General features: G+C 66.9%; 11 protein-coding genes. 5 read left to right on the top strand and 6 right to left on the bottom strand.

From position 1 onward, the window contains the following. Positions 1-34: 34 nt before the first annotated feature. Positions 35-637: a DUF459 domain-containing protein gene (locus ACHQ4I_RS03230; RefSeq protein ID WP_420770119.1), complete on the bottom strand. Its 603-nt coding sequence runs from the start codon at positions 635-637 to the stop codon at positions 35-37. 116 nt (positions 638-753) lie between these two features. Here ACHQ4I_RS03230 and ACHQ4I_RS03225 point away from each other — a divergent pair, with 116 nt between their 5' ends. Beyond that, on the top strand, positions 754-1,542 hold the full coding sequence (locus ACHQ4I_RS03225; RefSeq protein WP_420770118.1) for a 2OG-Fe(II) oxygenase family protein: 789 nt from the start codon (positions 754-756) through the stop codon (positions 1,540-1,542). After that, entirely contained in the window at positions 1,526-2,302 is a 777-nt protein-coding gene (locus tag ACHQ4I_RS03220) for an SDR family NAD(P)-dependent oxidoreductase (protein WP_420770117.1), read from the top strand. Before ACHQ4I_RS03225 ends, ACHQ4I_RS03220 begins: the two co-directional genes overlap by 17 nt. Before the next feature lies 1 nt (position 2,303). On the opposite strand, the gene ACHQ4I_RS03215 is transcribed toward ACHQ4I_RS03220, so the two are convergent. Beyond that, positions 2,304-3,152 carry an SDR family NAD(P)-dependent oxidoreductase gene (locus tag ACHQ4I_RS03215; RefSeq protein WP_420770116.1) on the bottom strand — a complete coding sequence of 283 codons (849 nt, stop codon included), beginning with the start codon at positions 3,150-3,152 and terminating at the stop codon, positions 2,304-2,306. 190 nt (positions 3,153-3,342) lie between these two features. Here ACHQ4I_RS03215 and ACHQ4I_RS03210 point away from each other — a divergent pair, with 190 nt between their 5' ends. Next, the gene (locus ACHQ4I_RS03210; protein ID WP_420770115.1) at positions 3,343-5,715 is read left to right on the top strand and encodes a lysylphosphatidylglycerol synthase transmembrane domain-containing protein; all 2,373 of its coding nucleotides are present in this window, start codon (positions 3,343-3,345) and stop codon (positions 5,713-5,715) included. On the opposite strand, the gene ACHQ4I_RS03205 is transcribed toward ACHQ4I_RS03210, so the two are convergent. Beyond that, positions 5,712-6,422 carry a methyltransferase domain-containing protein gene (locus ACHQ4I_RS03205; protein WP_420770114.1) on the bottom strand — a complete coding sequence of 237 codons (711 nt, stop codon included), beginning with the start codon at positions 6,420-6,422 and terminating at the stop codon, positions 5,712-5,714. The two genes, ACHQ4I_RS03210 and ACHQ4I_RS03205, sit on opposite strands and share 4 nt — an antisense overlap. Positions 6,423-6,534: 112 nt before the next feature. On the opposite strand from ACHQ4I_RS03205, the gene ACHQ4I_RS03200 reads away from it, so the two are divergent. Continuing rightward, on the top strand, positions 6,535-7,146 hold the full coding sequence (locus ACHQ4I_RS03200; RefSeq protein WP_420770113.1) for a TetR/AcrR family transcriptional regulator: 612 nt from the start codon (positions 6,535-6,537) through the stop codon (positions 7,144-7,146). A gap of 56 nt (positions 7,147-7,202) precedes the next feature. Here ACHQ4I_RS03200 and ACHQ4I_RS03195 read toward each other — a convergent pair whose 3' ends face one another. After that, positions 7,203-7,808, bottom strand: coding sequence for a cysteine hydrolase family protein (locus tag ACHQ4I_RS03195; RefSeq protein WP_420770112.1), 606 nt, complete (start codon positions 7,806-7,808; stop codon positions 7,203-7,205). A gap of 58 nt (positions 7,809-7,866) precedes the next feature. Further along, positions 7,867-9,438: a fatty-acid--CoA ligase FadD5 gene (gene fadD5, locus ACHQ4I_RS03190; protein ID WP_420770111.1), complete on the bottom strand. Its 1,572-nt coding sequence runs from the start codon at positions 9,436-9,438 to the stop codon at positions 7,867-7,869. A 339-nt stretch (positions 9,439-9,777) separates the two neighbouring features. Between fadD5 and ACHQ4I_RS03185 the strand changes: the two genes are divergently transcribed. Then, the gene (locus ACHQ4I_RS03185) at positions 9,778-10,752 is read left to right on the top strand and encodes an NAD(P)H-dependent flavin oxidoreductase (RefSeq protein WP_420770110.1); all 975 of its coding nucleotides are present in this window, start codon (positions 9,778-9,780) and stop codon (positions 10,750-10,752) included. Positions 10,753-10,817: 65 nt separating this feature from the next. Here the strand turns inward: ACHQ4I_RS03185 and ACHQ4I_RS03180 are convergent, their stop codons facing one another. After that, a complete protein-coding gene (locus ACHQ4I_RS03180; RefSeq protein ID WP_420770109.1) occupies positions 10,818-11,771 on the bottom strand; it encodes an MBL fold metallo-hydrolase in 954 nt (317 codons plus the stop codon). Positions 11,772-11,947 lie beyond the last annotated feature (176 nt).

Raw genomic sequence — 11,947 nt, 5'->3', positions numbered from 1 at the left:
AATGCTCTATTGGCCATCATTGTCTCAGACAGCATTACCGAGCGAACAGCCACTCTCGCCACTGCGGGCCGACCAGCGCCGCCAGTTCGTCGTAACCGGCCGCGCCGGGATGTGCGCCGTCGCCCGCGCGCACTTCGCGCATCCATACCGCGCTGTCGCGCAATTGGTGATGGACGCGCACGTAGGGGACTGCGGCGGCGGCGCAGATATCGGCGAAACGTTCGTCGAGCGCGGCGGTCCTGGCATTCTGCTCGGCGTCATCGATGGGCGGCGGCGCGACCATCAGAACGGGCAGACCGCGCTCGGCCGCCTGCGCGAGTAGTTCGGTCAGATTGGCCGCCGATCGGTCGGGCGTGACCCTGGGTTGTCCGTCGATCAGCGTGGTGTCGTTGACGCCGAACGAGATGACCAGGCGGGCATCGGATCCGTCCGGAAGTCGGGGTGCGCATTCGGCCTGCCAGCGGCCCGAGATCTCGGTCGAGGTCTGCATCCGCACGCCGAGGTTGTACGCGGTGAGCGGCTGTCCGGCGGCATAGGTCTGGGCGGCCAGGCGGCCGACCCAGCCGAGGCAGTGCGGGTCGCCGACACCCGCGACGAACGAATCACCGATGAAGCACACGCGAAGGTCGTTGAACACCAGGCGATCTTCGCAATTGCTCGCCGCCGCCGCGGACCAGGTGCCCCGATCACGCCGGGACACGGATTCCGGTCGTGGCCGTTAGGATCGCTGTGGTCATTCGGGAGGGATTGAAGTTGACAGGGGTAGCCGAGTCCGCGGTGGCCGCGGTGCCGCAGTGGTTCGCGGAGCTGTTCGCGCATCGGCGCTGGATTCGCCGGGTCGAGCCGTTTCCGCATGTCTATGCCAGGGATGTGTTCGTGCCGGAGTTCTACCGGCGGCTGGCCGATGAGCTGGCGCGGGTGCGCCGGGAGCGGCCGGAGGCGTTCGGGCCGGTGGCCGCCGATTACGGTGCGGTCGGGACACAGCTGGCGGGGCTGCGGGACGGGCCACTGGCACTGTTCCTGTCCCGGGAGTGGCACGATCTGATCGCCCGCGTCGCGGGGGTGGCAACGACCGGCGACGTCGAGGGATCGGTGCACCACCATCCGCCGGGCAGCCCGCCGGGGTGGCCGCACAATGATCTGAATCCGGCCTGGTTCAAGGGTCCGGCGCCCGGTCCCGGCGAGATCGCGACGGTGGATCCGGAGGTTGATCTGAAGACCGGCGCACGCACGCCGGACGTCTTCGCGCGGGAGACCGTGCGCGCGGTGGCGGTGCTGTTCTATTTCGGCAATCCGGACTGGCAGCCGGGCGACGGCGGCGAGACCGCGCTGTACGCGCATCTGGGCGCGAATCCGGTTCCCGCACTGACGGTTCCGCCGTTGGATAATTCGCTGCTGCTATTCGAATGCACACCGCGCTCATGGCATACCTTCGTCGGCAATAACGCCGCCGCGCGCAATAGCGTGGTGATGTGGCTGCACCGGCCGAAGGAAGATGTGGTGCGGCGCTGGGGAGGAGACAGCATTGCGCAGTGGCACTGAACGCCGGGTATGTCTGCTGACCGGAGCCGGTGGCGGACTGGGCGAGGTCTTCTGCCGTGGCCTGTACACCGATTACGACATCGTCGCGGTGTGTCGCAATCGCACACCGGCCGCACCGTCGCAGCTCGAATGGTTCGTCGACCCCTTCGAACCGGAAATGCCGGTGCCGGAGAATGATTCGCGAATCTTCGTGATCAAGGCGGATCTGACCGAGGACGGCGAAATAGAGCGCGTCGTCGATCTCGCGCTGGCCAGGTTCGGCCACGTCGATCTGCTGGTCAACAATGCCGCGCACAGCCGATTCCTGCCGCGCGGCATCGTCGACGGCGACGCGGCACTCGACGAATTCGAACCGCATTTCGCGCTGAATGTGGGTGTGCCGCTGCGGTTGTCGGCCCGGCTCGCGCAGCGCGACTGGGTGCACGCCTGCGCCGAGAACCGGGCGCGCAATCGCAATATCGTGAACGTCTCCAGCATTGCGGGCTCGCGCGTGTACCCCGGCGGACAGGCGTTATACGCGGCGTCCAAGGCGGCGCTCAACCAGCTGACCCGGCATATCGCGGCCGAATTCGAGGAGTTCGGGGTGCGGGCGAATGCGATCGCGCCCGACAGTTTTCCCTCGATCGTGCCCACCGAACAGGTGGTGCGGGCGATTGTCGAGCTCGACCGTGGCGATATGACGGGCGAGGTCTTCAGCGTGGGTGTCGAAGCCGAGGATGCGTCCGGTGGGCGTCACGCACTGGGTGCGGACGCCCGCTGACCTACGTCGCCGAACTCGTCACGCCGGTGATCTCCTCGGACATCGCCCAAAGCCGTTGCGCGAGATCCGGATCCACCGCCTGTCTGTTCCGCGGCTGCTCCAGCTCGAAGCGGTGGAAATACTTGCCGTTGATGTCGTCCTGCGTTGTCGCCAAGTGCACCAACGGATCCGCGCCCTTATCGGGCCGGATGAAGAAGGGCCGCGACAGCGGGGAGCGGATGAAGGCGCCGATGCCGAGCGGGGCGTTGTCGTAGACGTGGGTGGCGACCGCGCCGGGATGGAAGGCGGCGGTGACCAGCCCGGTGCCCTCGGTGCGGCGGGCCAGTTCCCTGGTGAAGATGATGTTGGCGAGCTTGGCGGCGCCGTACGCGGCGAGCTGGTTGAACGATCCGGTCGAGGCGTTGACGGTTTCGAGATCCAGCTTCGCCATCCGGTAGGTCATGCTCGCGGTATTGATCACCCGGGCCCGCGACTGCACCAGCCGCTCCAGCAGCAGGCTCGTCAGCAGGAATGGCGAGAGGTGATCGACCTGGAAGGTCAGCTCGTTACCGTCATCGGTGACAGTGCGTTTCGCCCAGGCGCCGCCCGCGTTATTGGCGAGCACATCGATGCGCGGATAGCGGTCGAGCAGTTGATCGGCGAGCTTGCGCACCTCGTCGAAGCGGGCGAAATCGGCGATGAACGACTCCGCGCCGATCCGCGCCGCCACCTCGGCGGTGCGCTCCGGCGAGCGCCCGACCACCGCGACGCTCGCGCCGCGCGCCGCCAGCTCGGCCGCCGCCTCGGCGCCGATGCCCGAGCTGGCGCCGGTCACCACCACCGTCTTGCCGGATAGATCCTGTGCTGCCATGTCCTGCTTGCCTCCTGGCCGTCGTGCCCGGCACTCGGACGATGCCCGGCTGCCGACTTATCGGACCTGATCGTCACCGGGTCGAACGGATTCGGCAAGACCCATACCGGAACCCTCGGCCCGCAACGGTAAGTTAGGCACACCCCACGACCGGCAAAAGCCCGGAGAGGCGGAGGAGCGGAGCCACGAGATGCGAGTCGATGGGCGGGAGATCCCGGTCACCGGGAGCCTGCTGCAACCGCTGATCAGGCGGACCAGTGACATCATCCGCGTCGTGCTCGCCGCGCTGTGGGTCGGCGTGGTCGTCGCGGCCTCGCTGATCACCCGGCCGGAATGGCTGGCGCTGGAGCGGTCGGTCTCGAATATCGTCGGGTTCCTCAATCCCGACCAGTCCAATCTGGTGTATCTGGTCTACGGCTTGGCGATTCTGGCGCTGCCGTTCGCGATCCTCATCGAGTTGATCATCGGCGGGCAGTGGAAGCTACTCGCGGGATATGCCGCGGCGGGCCTGGTCGCCGGCCTGCTGCTATCGATCACCGGGACGGGACTGTCCGCACCGCAATGGCATCTGCAGGTGCCGGATCGGCTCGATACCTTCCTGTCGCAGTTCCTGGACGATCCGCGCTGGATCGCCATGCTGGCGGCGGTGCTGACCGTCTCCAGTCCGTGGCTGCCGACCCGGCCGCGGCGCTGGCTGTGGTTCCTGCTGCTGGCATTCGCGCCGATCCATCTGGTGGTCAGCACGGTGGTGCCCGCGCGCGCCATGTTCGGGCTGGCGGTCGGCTGGTTGGTCGGCGCGGTGATCGTGCTGGTGGTCGGCACGCCGGCGCTGGAGGTGCCGTTGGACGCGGCGGTGCGGGTGCTGGCCAGGCGTGGACATACCGTCACCGCGTTCACCGTGCTGCATCCCGCCGGGCGTGGTCCGCTTGTGCTCGCCGCCGCCATCGACGGTCCGGAGCGCGCGTTGACCGTCGAACTGTTCGGCAAGAATCAGCGCAGCTTCGGTGCGCTGCGCCAGCTGTGGCGCTGGCTCACCTTCCGCACCAGCGAAACCGCGGCACTGCACGGCTCCATGCACCGTGCCGTCGAGCACCGTGCACTGCTGGCCATCGCCGCCGGCGAATTGGGGCTGGCCGCCGTGGACCAGGTTGCCGTCGCCGCGCTCGAGCGTGGCTGGATGCTGTACGCGCACACCATGCCGCGGGGTAAGCCGCTCGACGAGAACTCCGACGATGTGCTCGCCGGTGTGTGGAAATCGCTCGACGCATTGCACTGCGGCCAGATCTCGCACGGCGATCTGCGGCCCGCCGAGATCCGAATCGAGAACGGCGCCACGCTGTTCAGCGGATTCGTCAATGCGGAATTCGGCGCGTCCGATAAGCAGCGGCAGTCCGATGTCGCGCAGTTGCTGGTGTCGACCACGGCGGTCTTCGGCAAGGAGGCCGCGGTGCGCACCGCCATCGACACCCTCGGCGAGCAGCCGGTGCTGACCGCGGCGAGCCGACTCACCAAATCCGCCATGCCCGCCGGGATCAAGAAGTCGATACCGGACTGGGCCGAGGTCGTCGCCTCGGCCCGCGACGAGGTGCGCAGGCAGACCGGGCAGGACAAGATCGAGGCCGACCAGATCACCCGGTTCAGCCGCAACCAGATCATCCAGCTGGTGCTGCTGATCGGACTGGTCTACGTCGCCTATCCGTTCATCAGCGCGGTGCCGACCTTCTTCTCGCAGTTGTGGCGCGCCAACTGGTGGTGGGCGCTGCTCGGGCTGGCGTTCTCGGCGCTGACATATCTCGGTGCGGCGGCGGCACTGTGGGCCTGCGCGACGCGCCTGGTCAGCTTGCGCAATCTGGTGATCATGCAGGTCGCCAATACCTTTGCCGCCACGACAACCCCGGCGGGCGTCGGCGGCCTGGCCTTGAGCGTGCGCTTCCTACAGCACGCCGGACTCGGCGCGGTGCGGGCCACCGCCGCCGTCGCATTGCTGCAGGCCGTGCAGGTGATCACCCACATCAGCCTGTTGATCCTGTTCAGCGTGGCGGCGGGCACCTCGGCGAATCTGTCGCATTTCGTGCCCGACGCAACTGTGCTCTATCTGGCGGCCGGTGTGGGCGTCGGCATTATCGGCGCGTTCATGTTCGTGCCGAAACTGCGTCGCTGGCTGAACAATTCGGTGCGCCCACAATTGCAGGAGGTGCTCGGTGAACTCGGCGATCTGGCCCGGGATCCGAAACGCTTCCTGGTGATCGTGCTCGGCTGTGGTGCGATCACACTCGGCCTGGCGCTCGCGCTGTGGGCCAGCGTCGAGGCATTCGGTGGTGGCGCGTCGTTCATCACCCTCACCATCGTCACCATGGTCGGCGGCACCCTCGCCGCGGCCGCGCCGACACCCGGCGGCGTCGGCGCGGTCGAGGCCGCACTGATCGGTGGTCTTGCCGCCTTCGGCCTGCCCGCGACCATCGCCGTGCCGTCGGTGCTGCTCTACCGCGTGCTCACGTGCTGGCTGCCCGTGTTCTGCGGCTGGTTCTGTATGCGCTGGATGGCATCGAAGGACCTGATCTAGGCGTCCTTGGTTGCCAGCAGTACGCCGGTCATCGGCGGGATCGCGGTGAATTCCACCTTCGTGAATCCGGCTGTGCGCAACGCCTCTCGGTAGCGGCGAATGTCGATGGCCGCCAATGGGTCCGCTTGATGTCCGGTCGCATGCGGGTCGTCGGTGCGGCGCGCGGCGAAGCGGGACATGACCCGGACCAGCGTCGGCAGGACTCGCCCGGTCGGGTGGGTGTCGGCGAGCAGCAGTCGGCCGCCGGGGCGGAGCACGCGGAACATCTGGGCCAGGGCCGCGACGCGCTGTGCCTCCGGAATGTGGTGCATGACGAAGGTCGAGGTGATCACGTCGACCGAGGCATCGGGCAGGGTCAACGACTGGGCGGCACCGACTTCGAACCGACATTGGGTCAGTGCGCGGGTCTGCCTGGTCGCGTACTCGACCATCTCCGGCGCGGGGTCGATGCCGATCACGCGACCGGACGGGCCGACTCGCTCGGCCAGCACCCGAACGAGTTGGCCTGGGCCGCAACCGATATCGACGGCGTGCTCGCCCGCGGCGGTGCCGGACAACTCGACGAGTCGTGCGTTCAGCGCACCGACCCGGCCGAGCAGGAGGGCCGATTTCAGGGCGAGGTAGCCGCGCGGTTTGGTGATGAGGGCGCCGACTTCGGAGTTCCGGTCACTATGTGTGGTAGCAGACTGTTGTGTGTTTCCGGTCATGTGTTCATAATCGGACCAGATGCCCGGAACGACCAGAAGCAAAACGCGGAAACCGTGCCGTTCCGGACGCAACCGCACCATCTGTACGGAAACGCGATAGTCGGAGGACGAGATGACCGGCAGCACCGATCGCCGGGTCCGGCGGACCAAGAGTCTGCTGCATCGGGCATTGATCGAGCTGATGATCGAATGCGGCTACGACCGGATCACCCTGCAGGACATCCTGAATCGCGCCGATGTCGGGCGCTCCACGTTCTACGCGCATTTCCGGGACAAGGACGATCTGCTGCTGGTCAGCAGCACCGAATTCCTGCGCGCAGCGGTCGCCGATACCGAATCGGCGGCGGGCGACCCGGACGCGCCCGAGCATTCGGCGCCGCTCGCACCGCTGTACACGCTGTTCCGGTTGGCGTCGGCGAATCCCGAGGTCTACCGGGCGCTGCTGGGACGAAGGGCGACCGGGGTACTGCTGCGCTCGACCCGGCGCATGGTGGAAGAGATTCTCACCGAACAACTCTCGGGTCGGCTGGAGATGGACGACGCCGAATTCGCGGTGACGATGACATTCCTGTCCTGGGGGGTGGTGGGCCTGCTCGGCTCCATCGCCGACGCGGAGCCACCGCTGCCCGCCGCCGAAACCTATCGGCAGCTAACAGATCTGGTCGGCCCCGGCCTCGACCGCCGGGTCCGGCGCGGCGAAATCAACCGGCGCGCAGGCCGATAACCAGTCCGTCCTTGGTCACTTATTCGGCGGCCACGCCGGGGTGCGTCCGGATCAGGTCAGCGCGGGCCGATCAGGTCGAGTGCTTGGTCGGCGGTGCGGCAACCGGCCGTGGTCATTTCGAGATTCGCCAACGATGCCGCATGCGTTTCCAGACTCGCCGCGGCGACGCAGTCCGAGATCGGATGGACGGTGAAACCCAGATCGGTTGCGTTCCTGGCGGTTTGCTCGACCACGAGGTTGGTCGCGACACCGGTCACGAACAGCGTGTCGACGCCTTGTTCGTCGCACCATTGCTGCAGTTTGCACCCCGCCAACCCGGAGAGCTTCTGATTGTCGAATACCGTGGTCGGCTGCTCGATCATCTCCGGGATCAACTGTGTGCCCGGCGAATCCGGCCGGAATTCGGTCTGCGCCGCGGCCACCGACCGCATGAATCCGGTATTGCGGACCAGCCCGCCCTCACCGATCGGAATCGTGAAGCGCACGAACACCACCGGCAACCCGCGCTCGGCCGCCGCGGCGTGGAAGCGCACCGCTCGCGGCACGACACCGCTGGCGGCGACCGGAGCGGCCAGCATGGGCCCGAAGAACCCTTCGGGCCGAATCACATTCACCTGCCAATGCAGGGCAAGGACGGCGGCGCGAATGCGTGGGATCGCCATAGGGTGATCTTCACGCATGCGTGCCGCTCTGTCCACGATTTCACCGCCAAGCCCGACCTCAGGACGAATAATCCTTGCGCAGTTGTACTTTCACGACCTTGCCACTGGCATTGCGCGGCAGCTCGGCCACGATCACCAGATCCTTGGGATGCTTGTAGCGCGCCAGATTCTCGTTGAGGTACGGCGCCAGCTCGTCGAGGGTGAGCTCGGCATCCGGATCGACAAGGGCGACAACAGCAACCGGCACCTCGCCCCACTTCTCGTGCGCCCGGCCGACCACCGCGGCCTCGCGGATCTTCGGATGTGCGAAGAGCACATTCTCCACCTCGGCGCAGTAGATGTTCTCGCCGCCGGAGATGATCATGTCCTTCTTGCGGTCCACCACCCAGAGGAAGCCCTCCTCGTCCGCGCGGACCAGGTCACCGGAGTGGAACCAGCCACCGGCGAAGGCATCGGCGGTCGCCTCCGGCTTATTCCAGTAGCCCTGCATGAGAGTCGGTCCGCGGTAGACGATTTCGCCGATCTCGCCGGGGGCGACATCGTTCATCTCGTCGTCGACCACGCGGGCCTGGATGGTCGGGATGGGCTTGCCGACCGAGCCGAGCTTGCGGATCGCGTCCTTGCCCTCCAGCACACAGGTGATGGGCGACATCTCGGTCTGCCCGAAGACCGCGACATTGACCGCGTCCGGGAAGCAGTCGGCCATGGCCCGCAGCACGGTATCGGAGGCCGGAGCCGCACCCCAGCTGAGCACCTTCAGTGCGAGCTTGCGTTCCTTGACGGTCGGCTCCTCGCAGATCATCTGCCACTGCGCGGGCACGCAGAAGGCGGTGGTGGCCTGCTCGCGTTCGACGGCGTCGAGGAATTCGGTGGGATCGAACGCACCGAGCGGATGCAGCACGGTCTTGGCGCCGAGCATGAAATGCGGTGCGAGACTGCCGAGTCCGGCGATGTGGAACAGCGGAGAGGTGCAGAAGCCGACCGAATCGGGGCTGATTTCGGTGGCACGGACGCAGGTCAACGCTTGGGCGTTCATATTCGCGTACGAGAGCACCGCGCCCTTCGGGCTGCCGGTGGTACCCGAGGTGTACATGATGAGCGAGGGGGTGTCCTCGGGAATGTCGAGCGGCGTATGCGGTGTGCCGCCCTCGGCCAGCACGTCGTCGTAGCCGAGCACACCGTCCGCGCTCTTGCCGCCGATCACGATGCAGGTTGCCAGCTCGGGCGCCTGGCCCTGTACGGCCGTGGCCAGCGGCTGCAGCATGGTGTCGGTGACGATGGCCTTGGCGCCGGAGTCGCTGACGATATAGGCGACCTCGGGCGGGGTGAGGCGGAAGTTCACCGGGACCGCGATGGCGCCGAGTGCGTTGATGCCGAAGACGGCCTCGAGATATTCCGGATAGTTCAGCGCCAGGATCAGCACCCGGTCACCGAAGCCGATGCCGCGGCGGGCGAGCGCGTCGGCGAATTTCAGCGAGCGCTCGTGCAGCTGCCGCCAGGTGGTGTCCACACCACGAAACCGCACGGCGACCGCGTCCGGGCGCATCTGCGCGTGTGATGCGAGCTGGTTGTTCCAGTGGTTGCGCCGCGACCTGATCGGCTCGTCGAGCGCCTGCGCACCGGTGGTCATGCCACGAACTCCTCTCGGACCGCCACCCGCCCGCCGGAGTATCCGACGGCGGCGACGGGCTGAATTGAGAGCAGAATAACAACTAACTTCTTCGACGGGCAAGAGCTCAAGATATGAATCGCTGTTAATCGCCTCAGGGTCAGGTTTGCGCCCATAAAATGCCTTCTAGCTGCGTATTTAGCTCCACTCTTCGCGGCAGCACTGCCTGCCTGGTCGCGTCTACCCGGCGTGACGATGCGAATCCCGGCTCACTTATGAGTTGAACAACGGACGATTCCCGTGTCACCATCACTGCATAAGGGCGGACTGGCGCGCCCCGCAACGCATAGGAGAAGCGCAATGCTGCGTACCAGGTTCACCGAGATGTTCGGCGTCGAACACCCGATCGTGCAGGGTGGCATGATGCATGTCGGCCGCGCCGGACTCGTCGCGGCGGTCGCCAATGCGGGCGGCCTCGGCTTCATCACCGCACTGACCCAGCCCACCCCCGAGGACCTGCGCAAGGAGATCGCGCGGACCCGGGAGCTGACCGATAAGCCGTTCGGCGTGAACGTCACGATCCTGCCGTCGATCAACCCGCCGCCGTACGCCGAATACGTGCAGGCGATCATCGAGAGCGGCGTCAAGATCGTCGAGACCGCCGGCAGCAATCCCGAGCCCTTCCTGCCCTACTACCGGGAGGCCGGAATCAAGGTGCTGCACAAGTGCACCAGCGTGCGGCATGCCTTGAAGGCGCAGAAGATCGGCGTCGACGGCGTCAGCATCGATGGTTTCGAATGCGCGGGACATCCTGGTGAGGACGATATTCCCGGCCTGATCCTGATTCCGGCCGCCGCACGGGTGCTCGACATTCCGATGATCGCCTCCGGCGGCATCGCCGATGCCCGCGGTCTGGTGGCCGCGCTCGCCCTCGGCGCCGACGGTGTCAATATGGGCACGCGCTTCCTGTGCACCCAGGAATCGGCGATCGATCAGAAGGTCAAGGAACAGATCGTCGCCAACTCCGAACTCGACACCCAGCTGATCTTCCGGACCATGCGCAATACCGCGCGCGTCGCGGATAACGAGATCAGCCGCAAGGTCGTCGAAATCGAAAAGGCCGGCGGCACTTTCGAGGATGTCCGGGATCTGGTCGCGGGCGCGCGCGGGCGCCGCGTCTTCGATGAGGGCGACCTCGACGCCGGCATCTGGTCCGCGGGCCTGGCCCAGGGCCTGATCCACGACATTCCGTCCTGCGCCGAACTCATCGACCGCATGGTTTCCGAGGCGGCCGAACTGATCACCGCCCGGCTCGCCGAAGCGGTAGTCGCCTAACGGACTACCCAGCCGTCGCAGTCCATCGAGGGGTGACCGCGACCGTGCCGAGATACGGCACCGGGTTATCGGGCTGCCAGCGCCTCGACCGCCGCGTAGTCGTGGGCCGCGACGATATCGATGCCGTCGGGCAGGGCGTGCAGCCGGTGGATCGTGGCGAATGCGGCATCACGATCGGCGTCGAACAACTGGCCGGGCATGGGTGCCTTCTCGCGGATCAGCTCCACCTGCAGCTTGTTCCAGACCGCGTCGCCCGCGAGCAGCACGCGGGTGCCGTCGTCCACCGCGAGCAGGACGCCGATGCTGCCCGGCGTATGTCCGGCGAGGTCGACCAGCAGTACCGAGCCGTCGCCGAACAGGTCCAGGCTGTGCGGGAACGTGAGCACCGGTGGACCGTCGAGTTCGAAGGTGTCGAAGGTGCGCCCGCGCAAGGGACCGCGAGCAACGCCGGCCGGAGCATGCGGGCCGTCGAGCGCCCAGGCGCGTTCGGCGGCGGGCAGTCGAACAGTCACGGAATCGGGCAACTCCAGCAGACCGGAGACATGATCCCAGTGCAGGTGTGTCGGAAGCACGAAATCGATGGCCTCGACGGCGATATCGCGGGTGGCGAGCGCCTCGGCGAGGCCGAGCACCGGTTTGTCCGGGGCGACCAGCAGCGGAATCGGAAACGGCAACTCCGGCAGCACTCGATCGTGCACACCCGCGCACAGGGCCGGATCGACCAGGAATCGCGCCTTCGGATGCTCGATCAGATACGCCGACATGGTCATCGGCAGTTCGCGCAGGCTGCGCACGCCCTCCGCGACGATCGTGGCGGGGACGGCCATGCGGGCCTGCATCAGCACGGTGAGCGCGACCGTCGCCTCGGCCTGCGGCAGGGGCGCGGGGTCGAGTGCGGCGAGCAGCGCGGCATCGGGGCGACGCGGGCGCAGCAACCGTCCCGGCGTGGCCGCCAGGGCGGCACAACATCGCAACACGGTGGGCAGAGTCGGGGTCCGCTCGGTTCCTGATTCGGGCACGGAGTCACCGTAAGCGATCATGGCGGATGGTGAAAGTACCCGGCAGCCAGCGCAATTCCGGACAATCACGGACAATTCACCCGCCTGTCGTGATCGGACGGACAGACCTTGCTCGCGCCGATATCTACGGCATAATCGCAGGGGGTACCGCGCGGGGGCACCAGCCCTCGGGCAAG

Origin of the sequence: Nocardia nepalensis (genome assembly GCF_048910785.1) — a bacterium.
GTDB lineage: Bacteria > Actinomycetota > Actinomycetes > Mycobacteriales > Mycobacteriaceae > Nocardia > Nocardia nepalensis.
The sequence above is the reverse complement of the archived record's forward strand: the minus strand, read 5'-3'. Positions and strand labels throughout refer to the sequence as shown.